We start from the raw sequence: 22810 nt of genomic DNA, 5'->3' as shown, positions 1-22810 counted from the left end.
GCGGGACGACCCGCCGCGAGCCGGACGTCCCGATGCTGGCCTCCCGCCCGCCCCGGCCACCAGGCCATACGACCGGCCATCGATGACCGGCCGTCCCCCCTGGGGCCCGGCCGGTACGGTGACCGCCCCGCCCCACCCCGGCCCGCCCCGGGTCAGTCGCCCTTCCCCTCCACGGCGCCGCAACGCCCGTCCGCGCGGTCGGCGCCCAGGCGCCCGTCGGGGGAGGCCGGCTCGAACGCCGCCGGTGCGAAGTCCCGGTGCGCGCCCCGGTGGGCGCGGCCGAGGTGGTGCTGCAGCCGCTCGTGGCGGAACTGGTAGACGGCCCCCGTCTGGCGCAGCACCCCGCGCCGGTAGGCGTCGTCGAGGAACCCGGCCGGGTCCGCGGGCAGCCGCCCGGCCAGCGGGAGACAGACGCGCGCCAGGACGATCCACTGCCCCCAGGCCGTGAAGGCGAGCACGTAGGCGGCCGCTCCGCCCAGCCCGCCGACCGTACCGATGAACAGGCTGTCCCCGATGCCCCAGTTGAGCGGTCCCATCACGGTGCGCAGCGCAGCGACGACCAGGTACCCGCCGAAGGCGACGGCCAGGCAGAGCGCCACGGCCAGGATGAGGAACTGACGGCCCGCCGTCGCACGGTTCGAGGCCAGCAGACTGACCGGCGTGGCCGCCGTGGAGACGTCCACGGGCGCTTCGAGCGCGGCCATCAGTGCGAAGACGAGCCCGGCGGCCGGCCCGAAGATCAGCACGAAGACCAGCATGTTGATCAACGTGCCCGAGACGACGTCCGGGTCGGCCAGCGGCGTCCCGGCGGCCAGCGCCCGCTGGAGGGTGAGCGCCACGGCGCACCCGATGCCCATGACGGTCCCGCCGATCAGACCCTGCCCGACCCGCGAGAGGAACGTACGCAGGGACCGGCGGGGCAGGCCGGCGCGGGCGGTGCGCAGCGTCAGCCGGACCCGGGTCGGCTCGAAGGCCGCCCCGCCGGAGCGGTCCGCCATCGCATGGACCGCTCCGAAGCCGAGACCCGCGGCCGGCCCCATGAGAGCCCCCTGCAGCAGGATCTCCCCAGGAGGAAGCGGCGCGAGCAGAAGGCCGACCGACCAGTCCGCCACGGCGACGGCCAGGGCGGTCGCCAGCACCAGGGCCACCGTTCGTGCCGTACGGGACAGCGCATGGCCGAGCTGCCACCACGCGAGGTCGTGCCGCTCGCGGTCCGCGCGGACCAGGTGGTGGGCGAGGTGGCCCAGCCAGCGCTCGGCGCGGGCGGCGTCCGCGTACGGAGCCCCCGGCCGCGGGCCGCCCGCGTCCCGTTCCGGGGTGCGGCGGCGGTAGACCGCGGGCACGAAGCCCGCCAGCAGGTGCTCGCTCAGACTCTTCTGCGAGGGGAACCGCTCGCCGTCCAGGAGCTCGGCCGGATCGCGGTCCGAGGACTCGCTGTAGAGCGTGCGGGCGAGGACGACCATGAGCGGGGTGGTCAGGACCGCGGCCAGATTGCGGTGCGCGGCGGATTCCGGCCGGGTGCGCAGCTCCGCGAGGACCGCGTCCCACGTCGAGCCCGATACGGCCGCGCCGCCGGTCCGGGCCGGGGCAACGGCGCGCGCCGTACGGGGCAGGTAGTCGGCGAGGTCCTCCAGGGTGAGGTCGGACAGCTCGATGCAGCCCGCCCAGACGAGCGGTGCGTGCGCGGCCCGGACGGCCTCGGCGTACTCGTCGTGCCGGCTGGTCAGTACGAGCGGCGCGGCGGTCGCGTTCAGCGCGTCCAGGGCCTCGCGCCGCAGCCCCTCGGCCATCTCGTCGAACCCGTCCAGGACCGGAAGGACGAAGTCGCCGTCGACCAGCGCGGCGGCCAGCGTCGCCCCGCCCGGGCCCCGGCGGGCCAGATGGGGGTGGTCGCGCAGCAGCCGGCCGACCAGCCAGTCCCGCAGCGCGGTCGCCGACGGGTCCCAGGACCCGACGCTGAAGACGACCGGCACGCGGCGCTCCTCGGCCGACGCCCCACGCGCCTGCAGGAGGTCCAGTACCAGCCTGATGGTCAGGACGGACTTCCCCGAGCCCGCCCGCCCCAGGACGACCAGCCGTCCGGAGGGGATCCTCAGGTACACCTCGGCGAGGCTGCGCAGGTCCCCTTCCAGGTCCACCGTACGCGGCCGTTCTCCCGGTCCCAGGCGCTGGATGTTCTCCGCCCGGTCGGTCAGGGCGGCGGGCGCGGGCGTCCACCGTACGGGCAGGGGAAAGGGGTCGTGCACGCGTCGCTGCGCCTCCTCCCGCCGCCAGCGGCGCCGGACCTCGACGGCCAGTTCCTCGGCCGCGTCGGCCAGCCTCCCGTGGACGGCCGCCCGAACGGGCGCCGGGCCGTGCACGGTTGCGTCGACCGGGTCGCGCACGGGGGCGCGCGCCGGGTCCTGCGCCGCGTCGTACACGGTTCCGCGCACCGGGCCGTCCGCCCCGCCGGGTACGGCGGCGGTCGCCGCCTGCGCCGGCAGTCCGCGCCCGGCAGGGTGGTCCGCACCGGCAGGGCGGCCCGCCCCGCCCCCCGCCCCCGCCGTGCCCGTCGTGGCGGGGGAGCCGGCGAGGGCGGCCGCCACCAGCCGACGATCCCCCTCCTCCAGGCCGAGCGCGTCCGCGAGCAGGTTCAGCGTGGCCACCCGGTGGTTGGTGGACCGGTCGTTCTCCAGCCGCCGGATGGTGCGGACGCTCACCCCCGACCGCTCGGCGACCTGCTCCTGCGTCAGGCCCGCCCGCTCGCGCAGCCGCCGTAACAGCGCGCCGACGTCCTCTGCCATCCCTCAACTCCCCTTACCCGCCGGTAGGACCGGCCGTTGAGCCTACCCATGGCCGCCGGTCACCCATGGCCGGGTCACTGACCTGTGCGCCAGCCGCGCCCCGGGGCACCGTCGTGAACGGCACCACCCCGACCGAAGGCGAGGAGCCCACGTGCCCCACCGCTACTGGTGCGCGGAGTGCAGCTTCAAGACCCCCTGGCTCGACGGGCCCGGGGGACTCGGCCGCCTCGCCGAGCACTACGCCCTCAGACATCCCGCAACCGCCCCCGGCGGCCACATCGAGACACGCAGGGGCGCCCGGGCCGTGCGAACGACACCCCAAGGAGTACGAGCCATGAACCATTCCCCCCACAGGCCGCGACCGGCGGCGGCGACCGGTGCGGGCGCCATGGGCATCGCGGCCGGCGCCGCCGTCACCGCCTTCGCGGTGGTCCTCCTGCTGCTCCTCACGGACGGCAACGGCTTCGGCCTGTTCGGCCTGCCCGTCCTCGCCCTCGGGGCGGGCCTGCTGCGCAACGGCGTCCGGGTGCTCGCCGGCAGGACCCAGGCGGGCGACCGCCTGAGCCGACTGGCCCTCATCCCGGCGAGCGTCTCCGGCCTGGCCATCGGCGGCATGCTCGCCGGAGCCGACTGGGACCGCGACGGCACCTTCGCCCAACTGGCTGGATTCGTCACGACGTTCCTCCTCTCGGTCGTCCTCATCACCTTGTGCGGCCGCCCGGAGACGAAGCACTACCTGGGCGAGTACTGAGCCCGCCCCGCCCCCACCACCGCTGCGAGGCCGCCGTCGACAAGCTCTTCCGACCCCGCTGCAACAAGCTGCCGACTCCGTGTGCGGCGACCCGGCGTCGGCGGACCGGGGCTGTGCGCCAGACCGGGGCGACGAGCCGGACGGTCAGTGCGTGGGTCACTTCGGGCGGGGAACTCCTGGGCACGGCGACGGCGGCGATGGCGCCGGACGACGAACCCGCACTTCGGGGACCGGACGCAGCCTCCCCGGGGCCCCGGCTGAACGCGGCGGCCGGTGCGCCGCGTCTCCGGACGCGGCACACGCCGCTTAACCACGGACAACGACGCCCCTCGCGGATACCACACCTGGCGCGACCAGGACTGTCACACCGGCCGCTAGCGGCCGCCGACGTGGGGGAGGAGGGCCATCTCGCGGGCGTTCTTGATCGCCGCGGCGAGCTGTCGCTGCTGCTGCGCGGTGACCCGGGTGACGCGGCGGCTGCGGATCTTGCCGCGGTCGGAGAGGAACTTCCGCAGGAGGTCGGTGTCCTTGTAGTCGATGAAGGTGATCCCGGCCGTGTCGAGTGGGTTGGGGCGGGACTTCAGGGGCTTGTGGGGGGTTGGACGACGGGCCATGGGAACTCCTCGGGGCCGGGGTGGACGTACGCGGGGCGGAAGGGCGGGGTCGGGCCGGCGGGGCGCGGGCCGGTTCGGGAGACGGGGATGGGCCGGCGGGGCCGGGCGGGGTCAGGAGACGGGGTCGAGGAGGGCGTCGAAGGCGGCCGGCAGGCGGCGCCATGCCGCGCGCCCTGCGGCGTACTCGGCGTCGGTGAGCAGGCAGGAGTCCAGGAGCCGTTCCAGCCCGTCGCGGTCGAGGCCGGGGGAGGTGAAGACCAGGTGCTGGCAGCAGTCGCCGTGTTCGGGATGCCAGTCGAGGGCGGCGGCTGCCCTGCGCATCGGCGGCACCATCTCCCAGGCGGCGTCAGGCAAGGAGGCCAGCCAGGGGCCGGCGTTCTCCACGCCCAGGGCTCCGCCGGCGGCGTCCCAGGCCAGCAGGGTGTCGGGACGGTCGGCGAGCCAGAACCGGCCCCGGCTGCGGGCAGCGGCACAGCACAGGTCCTCCAGGGCGTCGTAGAGGCGCTCGGGGTGGAACGGCCGGCGGCGGTGCCAGACGAAGGTCGTCACTCCCGCCTCCTGCGCCTCCTGCGGCAGCAGGGCGCACGCGGGGTGCTGCGCCGCCGCTGCCGTCTCCACGTCGAAGCCGGCGAACACGACCCGGGCCAGTTCTCCGGACCCGGCCGGCACGTGGCGGGCGGTCGGATGGAGCTGGGAGAGCAGGGCGCGGTCCTCGGCGTCGGCGCCCTCGCTGTCGACGAGGGCGAGGACGGGGGCGTATTCGAGCTGCCGGGCCCAGGTGTCGGCGACCGTGCGCCGGTCGGTGGCGGCCGCCGCGAGCCCGACGTCGGCCAGGTCGTTCCCGTCGGCGAGGCAGGGGAGTACGAGGGCGGGGTCCACCGCGGTGATCACGGCGGTGAGGTCGAACACCCCCCTGCCGTGCGCGGCGACGACCTCGGCCATCGCCCTGGGCTCGACGGAGTCCCACAGCTCCACGACGGCCAGGCGCGTCATGGCGCTGCCGGCCAGTCGTTCCAGCTCGGGGACCAGGTCCTCGCGCAGGGCGCAGCAGGCGCAGTCGTTGACGAGCGGGGCCTCGTCGCGGGAGAGCTCGCCGCAGGCGTCGCGGACCACGCGCAGCACCGTGCCGTCGCGTGCGGCGGCCAGGTCGTGGTGGAGCACGACGCTGCCGGGTACGGAGCGCAGCAGCTGCTCCACGACCTCCCTGCGGGCGTCGCCGTGGAGCCCGCCGACGAGGGCGACGGGCAGGGTCACGGCTTGCTCCCGTAGCGGCGCTGGAAGCGCTCCACGCGGCCGGCGGTGTCCAGGACGCGGGCGGTGCCGGTGTAGAAGGGGTGGCTCTGCGAGGAGATCTCCACGTCGATCACGGGGTAGGTGCGGCCGTCCTCCCACTCGATCGTCTTCTCGCTGGTGGCGGTGGAGCGGGTGAGGAAGGCGAAGTCGGCGGCCTTGTCGCGGAAGACGACGGGGCCGTACGCGGGGTGGATTGCGGGCTTCATGGTGCTGCTGTCCTTCTGGGAGTGGCCGATGGGGTGCGGTTCAGCGCTCTTCGCGGAAGTCGACGTGCCGGCGGATCACCGGGTCGAACTTCCGCAGCACCATCCGGTCCGGGTCGTTGCGGCGGTTCTTGCGGGTGACGTAGGTGTAGCCGGTGCCCGCGGTGGAGCGGAGCTTGATGACGGGGCGTACTTCGTTGCGTGCCATGCCGTACTATATGGGAATGATTTCCATTACCAATACCGCCCCGGCGGTGGAGAGGCAGGCAGGCTCGTGGCCGCACGCTGCCAACTGACCGGCGCCCAGCCGGGATTCGGCAACACCATCTCCCACTCGCACCGGCGCACCCCCCGCCGCTTCGACCCCAACATCCAGAGCAAGAGGTACTGGCTGCCCAGCGAGGGCCGACACGTCCGCCTCACGCTCAGCGCCCGGGCCGTCAAGACCATCGACACCATCGGCATCGAGGCCGCCGTGGCACGCATCCGCGCACGGGGACAGAAGGTCTGATGGCCAGAGCGAGCAAGATCGCGCAGAACGAGAAGCGCAAGGCCACCGTCGAGCGCCACGCCGCCCGGCGGGCGGAGCTGAAGGAAACCCTCCGCAAGCCGTCCTCCACCGCGGCCGAACGGCAGGCGGCCACGGCGCAGCTGCGCAGGCAACCGCGCAACGCCAGCGCGACCAGGGTGCGCAACCGCGACAGCGTCGACGGGCGGCCCCGCGGACACCTGCGGACATTCGGCCTGTCCCGGATGAGGATGCGGCAGCAGGCCCACGCCGGATTCCTCCCCGGAGTCACCAAGTCGTCCTGGTAGCAGCCGGCCCGGGCACAGCGGCGCCGGACGCCCGGGCACACCCGCACCCGGCCGTCGGCGCCCGCGTGCGGGCGGGCGCCGGCCACCGGTACGGGCCCCGCCCGGCGTGGCGCGGGGCCCGTACCGGCGGGCTGGTCTACATGTGGGGACGAGCGGGAGCGGTCGGTGCCCGTCGACGGCCCCACCGGCGGCGGATCCGGGGCGACGGAGGAGGGTGACGATGGGCCGGGGTGACTCGACCGGGGCCGTGGACGGCCCGGAGGCGGCCCTGCTGGAGGCCCTCTTCGGCCAGTCCCCGATCGGCCTGCACGTCCTGGACACCGAGCTGCGCATCGTACGGGTCAACTCCGCCACGCCCGCCATGCGGGCGTTGCGGACCCAGGACCTGGTGGGGCGCCCTTTCCAGGAGGTCTACCTCCCGCTCCTCACCGACGCGGCCGCCGTCGCGTCCCTCGTCCGCGGGGTGCTGGACACCGGCCACCCCGTCGTCGGCCACGTCGTGCAGGCCCACACCAGCGCCGACCCCGGCCGGGGGCACTTCTACGAGGTGTCCGTCTTCCGTCTCCAGACACCGGGCGGAGAGGTCCTGGGCGTCGCCCTCACCGTGGTGGACGTCAGCGAACGCGAGAGGGGACGGGCCCGCGCGGCGGTCCTGAACGCCGTACGCCAGGGAGTGGGACGGTCCCTCGACGTGGTGACCACCTGCCAGGAACTGGTCGACACCCTCGTACCGGCCTTCGCCGACGTCGCGGTCGTCGAAGTGGTGGACGCCGTGGTGCGCGGCGAGGAGCCCCCGCCGTCCCCCCTCGCCCCCGGCGTGCCCCTGCGCCGCGCCGCGTTCCGCAGCAGCGGCGACGGGGAAGCGAAGGAGCCGCAGGCCCACCCCCTCGGCGACGTACGCGGCCTTCCCTTCCCCACCCCGTACACCCAGGCGCTCTCGGACCTGCGGCCCCGGGTGGTGGCACTGGACGGCGACCTGCCCTGGCTCGCAGCCGCCCCCGAGCGGACCGAGGCGATCCGCCGGTCGGGCGCCCACACCCTCATCACCGCCCCCCTGACCGTACGCGGCACCGTACTGGGGCTGATCAGCCTGTACCGCACGCGGCAGCCGGCCCCCTACGACGAGTCCGACGCCGACCTCGTGCTGCAACTGGCCGACCATACGGCCCTGTGCATCGACAACGCCCGCCGCTACACCCGAGAACACACCATCGCCGCGACGGTCCAGCGCAGCCTGCTCCCACGACGCCCCCTCTCCCGCACCGCGCTGGAGACCGAGCACCTCCTCGTACCCGCCGAAGGAGTCGGCCAGTGGTACGACACCATCGCCCTGTCCGGAGCCCGCACCGCACTGGTCGTCGGCACGGTCGCCGGCAGCGGCATCCACACCGCCACCCTCATGGGGCAGCTGCGCACCGTCATCAACTCCCTGTCCGCCTTCGACCTGCACCCCGACGAACTCCTGGCACGACTGCACGCCACCGTCGCCTCCCTGGCCGCCGAGCGCGCCGGCCTGCCGCCCTCCGACCCCCTGCACCACCAGGCGCTCGCAGCCGCCTGCGCCTACGCCGTCCACGACCCGCTCAACAGGACCCTCACCGTCGCGGGCGCCGGCTCCCCGGCCCTCACCCTGGTCCTGCCGGACGGCAGCGCCCGCGTCCGGGAACTCTCCTCCGGTCCGCCGCTGGGCAGGCCGGAGCGCACCCCCTTCGCCGCCTCCCGCTTCGACGTCCCCGACGAGAGCCTGGTGATCCTCTCCACCCGCCCGGTCCCCGCCCTGGAAGCGATCGGCCGTCTCCCCGGCACCGGCCCCCTCGCCACCCGGGCCGGCCGGTCCCTCGCCGCCCTGCGCGACGACGTCCTCTACGCCCTCCCTGCCGAGAACCGCGCCACACCCGCCGCCGTCCTGTTCGCCCGTACGCGCGCCTTCCCCGCCGAGAACGTCGCCACCTGGCAGCTGCAGGCCGCGCCCACGGCCGCGGCGGCCGCCCGCCGCCATGTGCGCCGACAGCTCAGCATCTGGAACGTGCCGGAGGAGACGGCCTTCACCACCGAACTCATCGTCAGCGAGCTGGTCGCCAACGCCGTCCGCTACGGCAAACCCCCTCTGGAGCTGCGACTCATCAACGACGACCGCACCCTCGCCTGCGAAATCCGCGACGCCGGCGTCGCCGCCCCGCACCTGCGCCACGCCGGCCCGGCCGACGAGGGCGGCCGCGGCCTCTTCATCGTCGGCGAACTCGCCGACGGCTGGGGCGTGCGCCACGGCGATCACGGCAAGACCATCTGGACCGAACAGACTCCCCCCGCGGCCCCCGCCACGCGCCCCGACACCGACTGACCACGGGAGCGCCGGCACCAACGACAGCGGCGTGGGGCGGTGCATGAGACCCCCGTGAGAGGAAAGCCGCTGGGTATGACACACGCCCCGAAACCAGAGCACGGCGCCGCCCCGCAGCCCGCCCCGCCCGGACCCGACCGCGTGGGCCCCGACGAACAGGTCGAGGAGCGGGCCCCGGACCGGCTCTCGCAGATGCCGAAACGGTCGTGGACGGCGGTGCTGCGCGGCACGCTGAAGGAGTTCCAGGACGACGAGCTCGCCGACCGGGCCGCAGCCCTGACCTACTACGGGGTGCTGGCACTCTTCCCGGCCCTGCTGGTGCTGGTCTCCCTGCTGGGCATCGCCGGGAAATCAGCGACCGAACAGGTACTGGCCAACCTGCAGAAGCTGACACCCGGCTCCGCGCGCGACGTGATCACCCAGGCGGTCCAGCAGCTCCAGGGCAACGCCGGCATCGGATCCCTCGTGGCGATCGTCGGCCTGGCCGTCGCCATCTGGTCGGCCTCCGGATACGTCGCCGCCTTCATCCGCACCTCCAACGCCGTCTACGACATGCCCGAGGGCCGCCCGGTGTGGAAGATCCTGCCCCTGCGCCTGGCCCTGACCATCACCCTGATGGTCCTGGCCGTGGTCAGCGCCCTGATCGTGGTGTTCACCGGCGGCCTGGCCCGGCAGGCGGGCGCCGCTCTCGGCGTCGGGGACACCGCCATGACGGTGTGGTCGATCGCGAAGTGGCCCGTCCTGGTCCTGCTCGTCACGATCATGATCGCGATCCTGTACTGGGCGGCACCGAACGCCAAGGGCCGCGGCTTCAAGTGGATCACCCCCGGGAGCTTCCTGGCGCTGCTGATCTGGCTGATCGCCTCGGCCGGCTTCGCGTTCTACGTCGCGAACTTCGGCTCGTACAACAAGACGTACGGCACCCTCGCCGGCGTCATCGTCTTCCTGATCTGGTTGTGGATCACCAACCTCGCCATCCTCCTCGGCCTGGAGTTCGACGCCGAAATGGTCCGCCAGCGCGCCATCGCCGGCGGCCACCCCGAGGACGAGGAACCCTACGTCGAACCCCGGGACACCCGTAAGTGGAGCGACGAGGACCGCCGCCGCCTGGAATGAGCCGGGCGCACCACGGCACGGGACGAGGAGGTGTGCGGAGCATGGACGTCCTGGCCCTGCTGCGCAGCCGCGATCACCGGCTGGTCCGGCGAATGGCCGCATGGGACTCCGCCTGGGCGCGGCGCCTCCTCCCGCCGGTCGAGGAGGCGGCCGAGCACACCAAACTGTGGTGGGCGGCCGCGGTGCTCATGGCGGCCGGCGGGGGCCGGCGCGGCCGCAAGGCGGCCGCCACCGGGATCACGGCCATGGCGGTCGCCGAGCTGCTGGCCAACGGGGTGGCGAAACCCCTCGTCGAGCGACGCCGGCCCCCCAAGGAGTGGATCCCGCACCCCGACGTGCAGGACCGCCCCGACAGCTCCTCCTTCCCCTCCGGCCACACCGCCGCAGCCGTGGCGTTCACCGCGGCCGTCGCGCCCACCCGGCCGGGGGCCGCCGCCGCATGCTGCGTACCGGCCGTGATGGTGGCGATCGAGCGGGTCCACAGCGGCGCGCACTACCCCTCCGACGTCGCAGCCGGCGCAGCCATCGGCCTGACCGCGGCCGCCCTGGTCCGGGCCGCGCCCCGCCTGCTCCTGCGCCGCCTGCTCCTGCCCCGCCTGCTCCTGCCCCGCCTGCTCCCGCCCCGTCCGTTCCTGCGCCGTCTGCGATGACCCGGCGGCCGGGCGGGTGATCGGCTGCTCGGGGGGTATGCGCGCCGACGCAGGAGCGGGAAGCAAGAAGAGGACCGGCAGGCCGGGCCCGGCCGGCCGTCCCCACGGCCCGGGCCCGGCCGCCACCACAGCGGCCTGCTGCCGTCCGGCAGCAGGCCGCCGCGGCCGGCCACCCGCCCACCTGCACCGGAGCAGGCCATCGACAGCGCCAGGCCCACGCGGCCGAGAAGAAGGAGGCAGCACCCCGATGAACACCCCCCAGGGCGACAAGCAGCCCTCGCCCACCCCCGAGGAACTGCGCAAACAGGTCGAACACACCCGCGATGAACTCGGCCAGACCGTCGAGGCCCTGGCAGGCAAGGCGGACGTCAAGGCCCAGGCGAAGGAGAAGGCGGCAAAGCTCCAGGAACAGGCCACCGAGAAGGCGGCAAAGCTCCAGGAACAGGCCACCGAGAAGGCCGCCCAGGTGACCGACCAGCTCCGGGACAAGGCCGCGCACGCCGGCCGGCTGGTGAAGGACAACACGCCCGACCCCCTCCTCGACAAAGCCGCACACGCCGCCGCCCAGGTACGCGACACCGCCGCCCGGGCCGGACACCTCGCCGCCGAGAAGACGCCGGACCCGGTGCGTGAAAAGGCCGACCGGGCCGCCACCCTGGCACGCGCCAACCGCACCCCGCTGATCGCCGCGGCCGCCGCGGTCGTCGTCCTCCTGCTCCTGCGCCGCAGCCGGAGGCGCCGATGAAAGCATCCAAGATCGCCTACAAGCCGATCGGACTGGCGCTCGGCGCCACCAGCGGCATGATCGCCGGCGCGGCCTTCAAGCAGGCCTGGAAGATGATCAGCCACGACGGCGACGCCCCCGACGCCACCGACGAGGACCGCACCTGGCGCGAAGTCCTGATCGCCGCGGCCCTGCAAGGAGCGATCTTCGCCGTCGTCAAGGCGGCCGTCGACCGCGCAGGAGCCGCCACCACCCGCCGCCTCACCGGCACCTGGCCCGGCTGAGCCGCCCCGGACCGGCGCCGACCCCACGCCCCCGGGGTCGGCGCCGCCCGCTTGCGGGGGCGGTCGGCTCCGCCCCCGGGCCGGGCCCGCAACGCCCCCGCCCGCCCGTCCGATCCGGCCCGGTCGCCGAACACCCACCCAAGGAGGAACAAGCGTGGCCGCGCACCTTCGGCTCCCCGCCATCGCCGCCGCCGCTGTCACCACCGCTGTCACCACCGCAGTGCTCCTCACCCGCCGGCAGGCCACCCGACCGGTCCGCGACGCACACGACGCCGCCGGCCCCGCAGCCCTCTGTCCGCGCGCCGACCGCGTGGCCGAACTGCACGCCGCCTACCTCGAACCGGCCCCCGCGGAAACCGACGCCCACCTGGAGCAGTACCGGAACAGGATCACCTCGCTCCACCCCCGCCACGGAAGCGAACACCCCCCGTAGTGACCTCCGAAGGAGGGAAGCGGGTATCCGCCTGCGGCCTGGGCACACGAGGGAACATGCACGGACAACATGCGCGTCCCACCAGCAGCAGTCTGTTCGGCCCCGCCCCCGCAGCTGCGACACCGCCACCCGCCCGCACCGGGGCCAGGCACTCCCGCCGCAGCCGCCTCACCGGCCGCCTGCGCCGCCGGATCCTCGCCTACCGGGCCATCGACTTCCTGTCCACGCACATCCCCCACGCCCCCGGCCCCGGCGAGGAATGCCTGCTCCTCGTCCACATCCGCCAGGTCGTCGGCGAAATCCAGTACCGGATCTGCCAGGACTGCGCCCGGGGAGTCATCACCGCGATCGTGATCGACGACCGTTTCCGCAGCACCGGCCTGGGCACCCGCGCACTCTCCCACCTGCGCTCCCGCCACCCGGGACTCACCTGGAGCAGCACACTGCACCAGCGCGCCACCCGCGACCTCCTGCGCCGCATACGCATCCCCACCCTCACCCCCGCCCCGCCCTGCCCCCACGCCGACCCCACCCCGCACGAACAGACCGGCCCCCTCCTCGCCGCCGGCTGACCAACCCCCTCCAGTTCGGCGCCGTGACGACGTCCGCGGGCCACCGGCGGACGGCGGGCCCGACCCGTACGGCCGGCGAACCGGCTGCGGTGATGAGCGGGCTCCGACCCCGGGCGTGTCCACACCGCCCCCGCCGCGCGGCGGAGTCCGGCACGCCCCCCGCGGCAGGGCAGGGGTGCGACCCATGGGAGGCCGGGGCGGCCGCGCCGCAGACGAAATCCGCGGCCACCGCACTACACCATCCCCACCCCGGTGACGGGAATCAAGATCGATCCCGCTCACATCTCGTCACACGTCCCCCCAGGGCTTAGTGTTCCGTTACCCGGCCGGGTCTCAGCGTGAAAACCGATGCCACTCCGCTGGAGGATGACTCTCCGTGTCGCACGTTTCACAAGCTTCCGTCACTACCCCCGACGGTGAGCCGGCCCCGCTCGTCCCCACCACGTACGGCGAGGTCAAAGGGTGGTTCTCGGACTACGACCAGGTGCTCTTCGACTGGTTCCTGACGCGTCAGAACAGCACTGAGGACCAGCCGGGCGACCTCCTGGAGCTCGGCGCCTTCATGGGGAAGAGCGCGATCTTCCTCGGACGGTACCTCCGGCCCGGCGAGGAGTTCACCGTCTGCGACCTCTTCGACTCGCCCGCGACGGACGACTTCAACGTCGCGGAGAACCGCAGCTCCTACCCCACGCTCACCCGGCGCGGCTTCGAGACGAACTACCTGGCCTTCCACGAGGCACTGCCGACGGTGATCCAGGCCCCCACCTCGGTTGTCGCCGACCGCGTCAAACCGGGGAGCTGCCGATTCGTCCACATCGACGCCTCACACCTCTACGAGCACGTCGTCACGGACATCGCCTCCTCGCGCCTGCTGACGACCCCGGACGCCGTGGTGGTCTTCGACGACTACCGCTCCGAGCACTGCCCCGGCGTCGCGGCCGCCGTCTGGACCGCCGTGGTCACGGGCGACCTGCACCCCATCTGCGTCTCGGCCTCGAAACTCTACGCAACCTGGGGCGACCCGGCGCCCCACCAGGCCGCCCTGCGCGCATGGTTGGAGGAGCGCACCGACCTCTGGCACGGCGTGGACGTGATCGACGGCCGCCCCCTGGTACGCGTCGGGGACCACGGCGTGGTCGCGCCGCAGCCCCCGCAGCCCCTCCACCCCGCGCCGCCGACGGAACCGGCACCGCCGGCCCCCGCCCCCGCCCCCACCGCCGCACGCAGGCCCGCCGCCCGCTGGCGCAAGCTGGCCAAGGACCTGCTCCCGCCCGTGATCACCCGCGCGATCGTCGCCCGCAACCGCCGCCGCAGAGGCTGACGCGCACAGGCCCCACACCCCCGGACCCCACCCGGTCCGGGGGCCGACGCAGCGTACGGTGCGTGAGGTGACCCGTCCCGCGGCCGGATCCCGCGGCAACCGACCGCCGCCCGACGGCGGCGCGGCACCGGCCGAACTGCCGTCCGCCGAGGGCCGGGACGTCCGACCCGTATCGTTCCCCCGGCTCCCCGGCTCCCCGGCTCCCCGGCTCCCCGGCTCCCCGGCTCCCCGGCTCCCCGGCCCGGCGGTCAGATGATGTGGATGCGCTCCAGGGTGCCGGTGCTGTCGCGGATCATCAGGTCGTTGCCCTTGGCGCGTTCCCGTTCGATGAATCCGAGCAGGAGCACGGCCCGGTTGATCACGTCGGACTTGCTCACGCCGGAGGCGGCCGTCAGCTCCGAGACGATCGTGACCGCCGGCGGGCAGAGGGTCACGGAGTACCGCTCGGTGTCGGGGTGCGGGGGGAGTTGCTCCACGGTGCGTCCTTCCTGAGAAACAGAGGCAGCCACAGGGTTGCATCAATCCCGCGCTGAAGCGCACCAATTTCGCGCAGAACTGGTGCGGGGGAGTGGCGCGGGGAGCTGCACGCGCGCGGCCTCCGGCTCCGGGCCTACCGGGAAGGCGTACGTCGCATACACCCGGCCCCACCGGCGGCGGTGTCGCGCCATCCCATCCCGCGCTTCGCCCGGCGGAACCGCCCCCTCCCTCTCCTGTCAAGTGACGAATGGCCGGGACTACGGCCCGTTCCCTGCCCCGGGCAGGGTGGCAATCGACCGTCCTGAGGAAAAGCAGGAGCGACAAGCCACCCGGACCGGAGGCCCCGATGTTCCGTCGTGCAGGGAGCCTTGCGACCCGTCGTCCCCGACTGGTCCTCCTCGCCGCGTTCGTGTTCCTGCTGCTGGCGGCCGTGTTCGGCGCGGATGCGACCGGACGGCTGAAGACCCAGGGGTACGACGACCCGCGGTCCGAGTCCAGCCGGGCCGCCGTCCTCGCCGCCCGCCACGCGGGGGAGTCCCCCAACCTGGTCGTCGTCGCGCAGGCCCGCGCCGGCTCCGTCGACAGCCCGGCCGCCCGGGCCGCGGGCGAGGCCCTGACCAGGCGCCTGACCGCCGAGCCGGACGTCAGCGCGGTGACCTCGTACTGGAGCGGCGGCGCGGCGGAGCTACGCGGCCGGGACGGCCGCGCCGCCATGCTGGTCGCGCACGTGGACGGCGAGGGGGACCGGCTCGGCGCGCGCGTCGAGCGGTTGCGGGAACAGCTCACCACCCGGGCCGGGTCCGGGTCCGGGGAGGATGCCCTGACGGTGCGCGTCGGAGGGTCCGCGCTGGTCGACGCCGAGCTGCAGCACCTGTCGGAGTCCGACCTGAAGCGGGCCGAGGCCGTCGTCCTGCCCGGCACCCTGATCCTGCTGGTCCTCGTGTTCGGCAGCGTCGTGGCCGCCGCCCTGCCCCTGCTCATCGGCGTCCTCGCCGTCGTCGGGACGCTGCTCGCCCTGAAGGTTCTCGGCAGCGTCACCGACGTCTCCGTCTTCGCACTGAACCTCACCACGGCGCTCGGCCTGGGCCTGGGCATCGACTACGGCCTGCTGGTCGTCTCACGCTTCCGCGAGGAGCTCGCCGGCGGGTACGCACCGCGCGCCGCCGCCGTACGGACCGTGCGCACCGCCGGCCACACGATCGTCTTCAGCGCCGCGACCGTATCCGCCGCGCTCGCCACACTGCTGGTGTTCCCGCCGTACTTCCTGCGGTCCTTCGCCTACGCCGGCATCGCCGTCGTGGTGATCGCCGCGGTGAGCGCCGTGACCGTGCTGCCGGCCCTGCTCGCGCTGCTCGGCAAACGGGTGAACGCCTGGGCCGTGCCCTGGCGCCGCCGGGCCCACGCCGGGTCGCGCTCACGGTTCTGGGAGGGGCTCGCGCGGATCGTCGTACGCCGTCCGCTGCTGGCGGCGCTGCCGGTGATCGGACTGCTGGCGCTGCTCGCCGGACCGTTCGCCCACGCCGGTTTCGCCACCCCCGACGACCGGGCGCTGCCGGCGGGCTCGGCCGCCCGGCAGACCGGCGACCTGGTGCGCGGCGCCTTCGACATGAAGGGCGCCGGCGCGCTCACCGTCCTCACCACCGGTACGGCGTCCCCGTCGGCCCGGGTGGACCACGCCCGCACCCTGTCCGCGCTGCCGCAGGTCGCCCAGGTCGTGACGCCCGAGGGCACCTTCCGCAACGGCGCGCCCGCCCCGCTGCCGGGCTCCGCCCCGCTCCCCGGCCCCGCCCCGCTCCCCGGCCCCGCCCCGCTGCCCGGCCCCGCCCCATCCGCGGACGCCCCCGCCGCTACCGCCCGGCTGTCGGTCGTACCGCTGGTGGACCCGCACTCCCGCGCCGCGCAGCAACTCGTACGCGACATCCGCGCGACCCCCGGCCCGGCCGGCGCCGCCGTCCTCGTCGGCGGACCGAGCGCCGTACTGGTGGACGCCAAGGACACGGTGGGCGACCGGATCCCCCTGGCCCTCACCGTGATCACCGCGACCACCTTCGTGCTGCTGCTCGGCTTCACGCGCAGCCTGCTGCTCCCGCTGAAGGCCATCGCACTGAACGCCCTGAGCCTCGCCGCCGTCCTCGGCGCCATGACGTGGATCTTCCAGGCGGGACACCTGCGGGACCTGCTCGGCTTCACCCCCGGTCCGCTCAGCACCACCATGCCCGTGCTGCTGTTCTGCATCGTCTTCGGACTGTCGGTGGACTACGAGGTGTTCGTCCTCGCGCGCATCAAGGAGGCGCACGACGCCGGGCAGGACGACGCCTGCGCCATCGTCTCCGGCATCGCCCGCACCGGAGGCATCGTCACCACGGCCGGGGCGCTGCTCGCCTTCACCCTGCTCGGCTTCGGCACCTCCCGGGTCTCGCTCCTGCAGTTCTTCGGGATCGGCGCGGGCCTGGGCGTCCTCCTCGACGCGACGCTCGTCCGGGGCGTGCTCGTACCGGCGCTCATGCGCCTGGCCGGCGGCCTGAACTGGTGGACGCCGTGGCCGCAGCGGCCACCCCGCAGGCCCGCGCGCACACCGCCGCACCGGCCGCCCCGCGAGCCCTCGCGCCTCACATCCCCTCATCCGCCCCCTCAGCCCACCACCCGGCACCTGCCGCAGAACGCCGTGGGGCCGCCACGGCCCGCACCCGCGGCCGACCCCGAATACGCCGCCGCCGCGCCCACCGCCCGACCCGCGCCCACCGCCCGTACCCCCCGTACCGACCCCACCGCCCCGGCAGCCGTCCGGCCCGGGCACCACGACAAGGAAGACCCGTCATGACTGACATCGCCATCGTCGGACTCGGCTGCCGCTTCCCCGGAGCCCGCGACCTCCGCGCCTACTGGAAGCTCCTGATGAGCGGGGAACGGCAGTTCTCCACGGTCCCCGCGCAGCGCTGGAACCACGACGTCTTCCACGACCCCGGCAATCCGTCCGCCCCGCACGCCGCATACACCGACCAGGTCGCCCTCCTCGACGACGTGGACCGCTTCGACGCCCTCCACTACGGAGTGCCGCCCGCCCGGGCGCGGGCCACGGACCCGCAGCACCGGCTGATGCTCGACGTCACCCGCGAGGCCCTCGACGACGCGGGACTGGGCCGGCGCGACTTCGACCGCGAGAACACCGGGGTCTTCTGCGCGATGTCGGTGTCCGACTACAAGGACGTCATGACGGCCCCGATCCGGGCCATCGCCCTGGCCGACCAGGCACGGCGCTCGGCGGCCGACGACGGCGCCACCGACCCCGCCCTCGCCGCCGCCCTCGACGCGGTCCGGGAGCACGCCGGACGGCTCGCCACCGTGCAGCCCTTCAGCCTGCCCGGGAGCCTGCTCAACATGGCCGCCGGAACGGTCAGCCGCCAGTTCGACCTCGGCGGCCCCAGCTTCGCCGTCGACGCCGCCTGCTCCGGCTCCCTGGTGGCCCTGGACCAGGCCGTGGCACAACTGCGCCAGGGCGGCTGCCGGATCGCCGTCGTCGGCGGCGTCTACGTCAACCTGACCCCCGACAGCCTCATCGGCTTCTCCACCCTGCGCGCCCTGTCCGCCACCGGGGTGTGCCGCCCCTTCGACGAACAGGCCGACGGCTTCGTCCTCGGCGAGGGCGCCGGGGCCGTGGTCATCCGGCCGCTCGCGGACGCCCTCGCCGCCGGCGACCGCGTCTACGCGGTGATCAAGGGCGTCGGCTCCGCCAACGACGGCGCGTCCCCCGGCCCGCTGGCCCCCGCGCCCGAGGGCCAACTGCGCGCGCTGCGCCGGGCCTACCAGGACGCGGACCTCCCCCCGTCGTCCGTGGCCTTCCTGGAGGCCCACGGAACCGCCACCCGGTCCGGCGACCGCGCCGAGATCGAGGCGCTGCGCCGGCTGCGCACCGAGTACCCGGACGACGACCCCTCACTCTGCTACCTCGGCGCGGGCAAGGCCCTCATCGGGCACTCCCTGGCCGCGGCCGGGATGGCGGGCCTGATCAAGACGGCCCTGGTCGTCCACCACCGCACGATCGTGCCGCAGCCGCGCACCACCGCTCATCCCGACCTGGGCGTCGGAGCCGCGGGTCTGCGGTTCGCCGAAACCGCACGGCCCTGGCCGCGTACGGGAACTCCGCGCCGGGCCGCCGTCAGCTCGTTCGGCTTCGGCGGCACGAACGTCCACGTGGTACTGGAGGAGGCCCCCGCCCCGACCCCTGCCCCCGCCCCGACCCCTGCCCCCGCCCCGACCCCCGCGCCCGCCCGGCCGGTGGCCGGCGGCGCGCAGGGCACGCAGGGTGCCGCGCAGGTCGTCCTGCTCTCGGCCGGCTCCGTCGAACTGCTCGACCTGCACCTCGGCGAGGTGCTGGACACGGTGGAACGAGCCCCCCGCACACCGGTGGGAGCGCTGGCGCACACCCTGGGCGGCCGCGAGCCGCTCAAGGCCCGCCTCGCGATCGTGGCCGCCGACACGCAGGAGTTCACCCGGCGGCTGCTGCGGGCCCGCGCACGCCTGGCCGAAGGCGCCCGCGGCGACCTCGGCGAGGGCACGTTCGCGGCCGACGCCCCCCTGCCGGCCGCGCAGCGCCGCATCGCCTTCGTCTTCCCCGGCCAGGGCAGCCAGCGGCCGGGCATGATGCGGGACCTGTACGAACGGTTCGCCGGCTTCCGCACCGTGCTCGACGCACTCGGCTCCGAGGTCCGCCGCACCACGGACGTCGACCCCGCCGCACTGCTGTACGGCGAAACGGCGCCCGCCGACGACCCCGGCCGGACGGCACCCGCCCCCGGCGGCAGCACCGCCGCAGAGCTCGGGCGGCGGCTCGCCGACACCGAGGTGTGCCAGCCGCTCCTCGGCACCGTCCAGATCGCCGCCACCCGACTGCTCGCCGACTGCGGCGTGGTTCCGGACCTGGCCCTCGGCCACAGCGTCGGAGAGTTCGCCGCGGCCGCGGCGGCCGGAGCGCTCACCGGGGAGGAGACCGTACGGCTGCTGGCACACCGGGGCGCGGCCCTCCGACGGGCCGGGAACGCACTGCGGGGCGGAATGATCGCCGTACAGAGCGACCCGCAGACCTGCCGCAGGCTCCTCACCGGCATCGACGACGTATGGCTCGCCTGCTACAACCACCCGCGGCAGGTCGTGCTCAGCGGCACGCCGCAGGGTCTCGCCGACGTCCGGCGGGCCTGCACCGACGCCGGCATCGCCACCGTGACGCTGGAGGTGTCCGACGCCTTCCACTCCCCGCGGCTGGCCCGCGCCGAGGAGACCGTGCGCACGGACCTCGCCGGCCGCCGTGTGCACCCTCCCCGCCTGGCGTTCGTCTCGTCCGTCAGCGGGACACCGTGCACCGACCCCGAGGAACTGCGCGAGCTGTGGGCCCGCCACGCGTCCGCGCCGGTGCGGTTCGCCGACGCCGTGCGCGCCTCGTACGACGCGGGAGCCCGCCTGTACCTCCAGGTGAGCGGGGGCGGCTCGCTCCTCGACCCGGTCCGCCGCAACCTCGCCGACCGGGACGACGTGCACCTCGTCGCCGCAACCGGCGCGGCACCGGACGGCGCACGGACCCTCGCGCAGGCTCTGGCCCGACTCGCGGTCCTGGGCGTCCCCGTCGACCCGCGCGCGCCGGTTGCGGCCCACGAGCGCCACCTGATCGACCTGCCGGTGGCCAGACTCGCCGGACAGTCGTACTGGGCCGGACGCACGACTCCGCCGAAGGCGGCACCGCCGCCGCACGACTCCCCGGCCGAGGTGCCCCCCGCCCGGCCCACGGCACCCGGACAGGACCCTGGAGGGGCCCCCGTGGACCCGGAGCCCTCCGGTGCGTACGACCCGCCGGTGCACCCCATGGACGATCTGCGGCAACTGGTCCGGGACCAGGTGGAGCTCATGTCCCGCTTCCCCGGGGCCGCCCGCGCCCCGGCCGGCGGGGAGCCCGCCGCGACCGGCGAGGAGCCCGCTGCGGCCGCCGACGCCGCCGAGGTCACCGCATCCGTGTTCGCGCACATAGCCCGGATCTCCGCGTTCCCGGTCGACCACCTGCGCCCCGAACAGCTGCTGACCGACGACCTCGGCTTCGACTCACTGATGCTGACCGACCTGTTCACGGCCCTCCGCAGGCAGTGGCCGCAATGGACGTTCGACGAACACGACGCGGACCGGCCGACCGTCGGCGGCGTCGCCGCGGCCCTCACCCTCGCCACCGCGGCCCTCACCGGCGCCACCGCCGAACCCGCACCGGGCACCGTCCCCGAACAGCGCGCCGAGCAGTGCGAGGGAGGCGACGTACCCCCGCCCCCGCCCCCGCCTCCTGCCGCGGACCCGCCCGCCGACCCCGGCGGCCCCACCCACCCCGCGCCACGACCCGAGGAGCACACCCGCATCGACCGCTTCCCCGAGGTCACCGCCCACGCCGAGCGCGTCGGCGCCCTGGCCGGCACCGGACTGTCCAACCCCTACTTCCTCGTCCACGAGCGCGGTATGACGGACACGACCGTCATCGGCGGCCGGGAGTTCCTCTCCTTCTCCGGCTACAACTACCTGGGCCTGGCGACACACCCCCGGGTGAACGAGGCCGCCAAGCAGGCGATCGACACCTACGGCACCTCGGTGTCCGCCAGCCGCCTCCTCTCCGGCAGCCGCCCCCTCCACACGCAACTCGAGACCGAACTCGCCGCCCTCCTCGGATGCGAGGCCGCGGTCACCCTCGCCAACGGGCACGCCACCAACGTCACCGTGATCGGCCATCTCGTCGGCCCGGGCGACCTCGTCGTGCACGACGCCCTCGCCCACGACAGCATCCTCCAGGGCTGCCGGCTCTCCGGCGCCACCCGGCGACCGTTCCCGCACAACGACGCGGCCGCCCTCGACCACCTGCTCGAACAGGTCCGCCACCAGTACCGGCGCGTACTCGTCGTCATCGAGGGCGTCTACAGCATGGACGGCGACATCGCCGACCTGCCCGCCCTCGTCGCGGTCAAGCAGCGCCACGGCGCACTGCTGATGGTCGACGAGGCCCACAGCATCGGAACCACCGGCGCGACGGGCGGCGGCGTCGGCGAGCACTTCGGCATCGACCGCCGCGACGTCGACCTGTGGTCGGGCACCCTGTCCAAGGCCCTGGCCGGCTGCGGCGGCTACGTCGCCGCAAGCAGCCCGGTCGTCGAGTACCTGCGCTACACCGCTCCCGGCTTCGTCTACAGCGCCGGCATGACCCCGGCCGACACCGCCGCATGCCTGGCCTCACTGCGGCTGCTGCGCGACGAACCGGAGCGCGTGGCCCGACTGGCGGACAACGCCGCGCTGTTCGTCCGCCTCGCCCGCGACGCGGGCGTCGACACCGGCGACAGCCACCGCACACCAGTGGTCCCGTGCATCGTCGGGGACTCGCTGAAGGCACTGCGCCTGGCGCAGGCCCTGTTCCGGCGGGGCGTCAGCGTCAATCCGATCCTCCACCCGGCCGTCCCCGAGCACATGGCCCGGCTGCGCTTCTTCGTCACACGGGACCACACCCCCGGCCAGATCCGGCACACCGTGACCGCACTGGCGCAGGAACTGCGCCAACTGGACCAGGTGGCCGCCGCATGACCCCCGGCGCCGGGCACCCCGCCTTCCCGACGATCACGCCGGGCCCGGTCCACCGGTGGGGCGGAGCAGCCCTGGTCGTGGCCCGGCGCCCGGCCCTGCACCGGCCACCGCCCCTCTCGGCGGCGGAGCAACGGGTGCTGGAGGCGCTCCCGGTCCGCCGGCACGCCGAGTGGACGCAGGGCCGACTGCTCGCCAAGCGCCTGGTGGGGGACGTCCTCGCCGTCCCGCCGGCGGAGGTGGAGGTCCTGCCCCGTGACGACGGCAGCCCCCACCTCGTCGTCGGGGGAGCGCCGACGCCCTCCTGGCACGTGTCGGTCAGCCACACCACCGGCCACGCAGCGGCCGCCCTCGCACCGCAACCGGTGGGCGTCGACCTGTGCGAGACGGCCTCGGCCGCCGCAGTGCACCGCGCCGCGGACCACGTCCTGTCACCCGCGGAACGCACCCTCGTCGGCACGGACCGGCCCGAAGCCGCAGCCGCTGCCTGGGCCCTGAAGGAAGCGGCCGTCAAGGCGGACCGCAGCTCCCTCTTCGGCCCGGCCCCCCGCCGCATCGCGCTGCTCGCCCTGCACCCGCCCCTCCTCACCGGCCGCCGCCACACCATGCTCTGGCACACGGACAACACCGTCCTGGCCCTCGTACTGGCGCCCCCGCCCCCATCGGACACCTGCTCCGGCCGACGCCCCGAGGCCCCGCCACAGGACCCGCCCGCGGGAAGGGGCCCGTAGACCGGGAGTTCGTCGTGCAGATCACTGCTGCTGTCCGTCTTCCGACGGCTGCCGCCCCGCCCCGCTCGTCCCGGCCGAAGCCCGCACACGGTCTGCCCGGCCGGGGTCCGG

At 74.7% G+C, this 22810-nt stretch carries 20 protein-coding genes; 14 read left to right on the top strand and 6 right to left on the bottom strand.

Annotated elements, in window-relative coordinates:
• Positions 1 to 152 precede the first annotated feature (152 nt).
• Positions 153 to 2783, bottom strand: coding sequence for a helix-turn-helix domain-containing protein (locus IF89_RS0125075; protein ID WP_051807576.1), 2631 nt, complete (start codon positions 2781 to 2783; stop codon positions 153 to 155).
• 334 nt (positions 2784 to 3117) lie between these two features.
• On the opposite strand from IF89_RS0125075, the gene IF89_RS0125070 reads away from it, so the two are divergent.
• Complete coding sequence (locus IF89_RS0125070) at positions 3118 to 3534, top strand: hypothetical protein (protein WP_030772353.1); 417 nt, start codon at positions 3118 to 3120, stop codon at positions 3532 to 3534.
• A 374-nt stretch (positions 3535 to 3908) separates the two neighbouring features.
• Here IF89_RS0125070 and rpsR read toward each other — a convergent pair whose 3' ends face one another.
• The 4 genes from rpsR to rpmG form a co-directional block, all read right to left on the bottom strand.
• Positions 3909 to 4148, bottom strand: a complete 240-nt coding sequence (gene rpsR / locus IF89_RS0125065; RefSeq protein ID WP_030772349.1) for a 30S ribosomal protein S18 — start codon at positions 4146 to 4148, stop codon at positions 3909 to 3911.
• A gap of 111 nt (positions 4149 to 4259) precedes the next feature.
• Positions 4260 to 5402, bottom strand: a complete 1143-nt coding sequence (locus IF89_RS0125060) for a CobW family GTP-binding protein (RefSeq protein ID WP_030772346.1) — start codon at positions 5400 to 5402, stop codon at positions 4260 to 4262.
• Positions 5399 to 5647: a type B 50S ribosomal protein L31 gene (locus IF89_RS0125055; protein WP_030772343.1), complete on the bottom strand. Its 249-nt coding sequence runs from the start codon at positions 5645 to 5647 to the stop codon at positions 5399 to 5401. The genes IF89_RS0125060 and IF89_RS0125055 overlap by 4 nt, the downstream gene beginning before the upstream one ends.
• A gap of 40 nt (positions 5648 to 5687) precedes the next feature.
• Positions 5688 to 5852, bottom strand: coding sequence for a 50S ribosomal protein L33 (rpmG, locus tag IF89_RS0125050; protein ID WP_030772340.1), 165 nt, complete (start codon positions 5850 to 5852; stop codon positions 5688 to 5690).
• A gap of 66 nt (positions 5853 to 5918) precedes the next feature.
• Here rpmG and rpmB point away from each other — a divergent pair, with 66 nt between their 5' ends.
• From rpmB to IF89_RS0125000, 10 genes are all read left to right on the top strand, one after another.
• Positions 5919 to 6155, top strand: coding sequence for a 50S ribosomal protein L28 (gene rpmB / locus IF89_RS0125045; protein ID WP_030772337.1), 237 nt, complete (start codon positions 5919 to 5921; stop codon positions 6153 to 6155).
• Positions 6155 to 6460 carry a 30S ribosomal protein S14 gene (gene rpsN, locus IF89_RS0125040; protein ID WP_030772334.1) on the top strand — a complete coding sequence of 102 codons (306 nt, stop codon included), beginning with the start codon at positions 6155 to 6157 and terminating at the stop codon, positions 6458 to 6460. Before rpmB ends, rpsN begins: the two co-directional genes overlap by 1 nt.
• Before the next feature lie 220 nt (positions 6461 to 6680).
• Positions 6681 to 8801 (top strand): SpoIIE family protein phosphatase, encoded by a 2121-nt coding sequence (locus IF89_RS0125035; protein WP_030772331.1) that lies wholly within the window; start codon positions 6681 to 6683, stop codon positions 8799 to 8801.
• 75 nt (positions 8802 to 8876) lie between these two features.
• Positions 8877 to 9917, top strand: a complete 1041-nt coding sequence (locus tag IF89_RS0125030) for a YihY/virulence factor BrkB family protein (RefSeq protein ID WP_030772329.1) — start codon at positions 8877 to 8879, stop codon at positions 9915 to 9917.
• Between the two features lie 41 nt (positions 9918 to 9958).
• Positions 9959 to 10567, top strand: a complete 609-nt coding sequence (locus tag IF89_RS0125025; RefSeq protein WP_324605358.1) for a phosphatase PAP2 family protein — start codon at positions 9959 to 9961, stop codon at positions 10565 to 10567.
• Between the two features lie 247 nt (positions 10568 to 10814).
• A complete protein-coding gene (locus IF89_RS0125020) occupies positions 10815 to 11312 on the top strand; it encodes a DUF3618 domain-containing protein (RefSeq protein ID WP_030772325.1) in 498 nt (165 codons plus the stop codon).
• Positions 11309 to 11575, top strand: coding sequence for a DUF4235 domain-containing protein (locus IF89_RS0125015; protein WP_030772323.1), 267 nt, complete (start codon positions 11309 to 11311; stop codon positions 11573 to 11575). Before IF89_RS0125020 ends, IF89_RS0125015 begins: the two co-directional genes overlap by 4 nt.
• A gap of 154 nt (positions 11576 to 11729) precedes the next feature.
• Positions 11730 to 12008 carry a hypothetical protein gene (locus tag IF89_RS0125010; RefSeq protein WP_030772320.1) on the top strand — a complete coding sequence of 93 codons (279 nt, stop codon included), beginning with the start codon at positions 11730 to 11732 and terminating at the stop codon, positions 12006 to 12008.
• 56 nt (positions 12009 to 12064) lie between these two features.
• The gene (locus IF89_RS47095; RefSeq protein WP_199820556.1) at positions 12065 to 12580 is read left to right on the top strand and encodes a hypothetical protein; all 516 of its coding nucleotides are present in this window, start codon (positions 12065 to 12067) and stop codon (positions 12578 to 12580) included.
• 376 nt (positions 12581 to 12956) lie between these two features.
• Positions 12957 to 13901: a class I SAM-dependent methyltransferase gene (locus tag IF89_RS0125000; RefSeq protein ID WP_030772316.1), complete on the top strand. Its 945-nt coding sequence runs from the start codon at positions 12957 to 12959 to the stop codon at positions 13899 to 13901.
• Positions 13902 to 14149: 248 nt separating this feature from the next.
• Here IF89_RS0125000 and IF89_RS0124995 read toward each other — a convergent pair whose 3' ends face one another.
• On the bottom strand, positions 14150 to 14377 hold the full coding sequence (locus tag IF89_RS0124995; RefSeq protein ID WP_030772313.1) for a hypothetical protein: 228 nt from the start codon (positions 14375 to 14377) through the stop codon (positions 14150 to 14152).
• A gap of 347 nt (positions 14378 to 14724) precedes the next feature.
• On the opposite strand from IF89_RS0124995, the gene IF89_RS0124990 reads away from it, so the two are divergent.
• Genes IF89_RS0124990 through IF89_RS40980 form a run of 3 tightly spaced genes read left to right on the top strand, consistent with a single transcriptional unit; the run spans position 14725 to position 22699 of the window.
• Positions 14725 to 17199, top strand: a complete 2475-nt coding sequence (locus tag IF89_RS0124990) for an MMPL family transporter (protein ID WP_078628490.1) — start codon at positions 14725 to 14727, stop codon at positions 17197 to 17199.
• Entirely contained in the window at positions 17196 to 21971 is a 4776-nt protein-coding gene (locus IF89_RS0124985) for a type I polyketide synthase (protein ID WP_030772310.1), read from the top strand. The genes IF89_RS0124990 and IF89_RS0124985 overlap by 4 nt, the downstream gene beginning before the upstream one ends.
• Positions 21968 to 22699, top strand: coding sequence for a 4'-phosphopantetheinyl transferase family protein (locus tag IF89_RS40980; protein ID WP_051807574.1), 732 nt, complete (start codon positions 21968 to 21970; stop codon positions 22697 to 22699). Before IF89_RS0124985 ends, IF89_RS40980 begins: the two co-directional genes overlap by 4 nt.
• Positions 22700 to 22810: the final 111 nt, after the last annotated feature.

This window comes from Streptomyces sp. NRRL F-2664, from assembly GCF_000719345.1.
Classification (GTDB): Bacteria; Actinomycetota; Actinomycetes; order Streptomycetales; family Streptomycetaceae; genus Streptomyces.
This window is presented reverse-complemented; position numbering and strand designations above follow the sequence as displayed.

Coding starts and splice junctions, on each gene's coding strand:
- IF89_RS0125075 (WP_051807576.1), bottom strand. CDS start 2,783: ATGGCAGAGGACGTCGGCGCGCTGTTACGGCGGCTGCGCGAGCGGGCG.
- IF89_RS0125070 (WP_030772353.1), top strand. CDS start 3,118: ATGAACCATTCCCCCCACAGGCCGCGACCGGCGGCGGCGACCGGTGCG.
- rpsR (WP_030772349.1), bottom strand. CDS start 4,148: ATGGCCCGTCGTCCAACCCCCCACAAGCCCCTGAAGTCCCGCCCCAAC.
- IF89_RS0125055 (WP_030772343.1), bottom strand. CDS start 5,647: ATGAAGCCCGCAATCCACCCCGCGTACGGCCCCGTCGTCTTCCGCGAC.
- rpmG (WP_030772340.1), bottom strand. CDS start 5,852: ATGGCACGCAACGAAGTACGCCCCGTCATCAAGCTCCGCTCCACCGCG.
- rpsN (WP_030772334.1), top strand. CDS start 6,155: ATGGCCAGAGCGAGCAAGATCGCGCAGAACGAGAAGCGCAAGGCCACC.
- IF89_RS0125035 (WP_030772331.1), top strand. CDS start 6,681: ATGGGCCGGGGTGACTCGACCGGGGCCGTGGACGGCCCGGAGGCGGCC.
- IF89_RS0125030 (WP_030772329.1), top strand. CDS start 8,877: ATGACACACGCCCCGAAACCAGAGCACGGCGCCGCCCCGCAGCCCGCC.
- IF89_RS0125025 (WP_324605358.1), top strand. CDS start 9,959: ATGGACGTCCTGGCCCTGCTGCGCAGCCGCGATCACCGGCTGGTCCGG.
- IF89_RS0125020 (WP_030772325.1), top strand. CDS start 10,815: ATGAACACCCCCCAGGGCGACAAGCAGCCCTCGCCCACCCCCGAGGAA.
- IF89_RS0125015 (WP_030772323.1), top strand. CDS start 11,309: ATGAAAGCATCCAAGATCGCCTACAAGCCGATCGGACTGGCGCTCGGC.
- IF89_RS47095 (WP_199820556.1), top strand. CDS start 12,065: ATGCACGGACAACATGCGCGTCCCACCAGCAGCAGTCTGTTCGGCCCC.
- IF89_RS0124990 (WP_078628490.1), top strand. CDS start 14,725: ATGTTCCGTCGTGCAGGGAGCCTTGCGACCCGTCGTCCCCGACTGGTC.
- IF89_RS0124985 (WP_030772310.1), top strand. CDS start 17,196: ATGACTGACATCGCCATCGTCGGACTCGGCTGCCGCTTCCCCGGAGCC.
- IF89_RS40980 (WP_051807574.1), top strand. CDS start 21,968: ATGACCCCCGGCGCCGGGCACCCCGCCTTCCCGACGATCACGCCGGGC.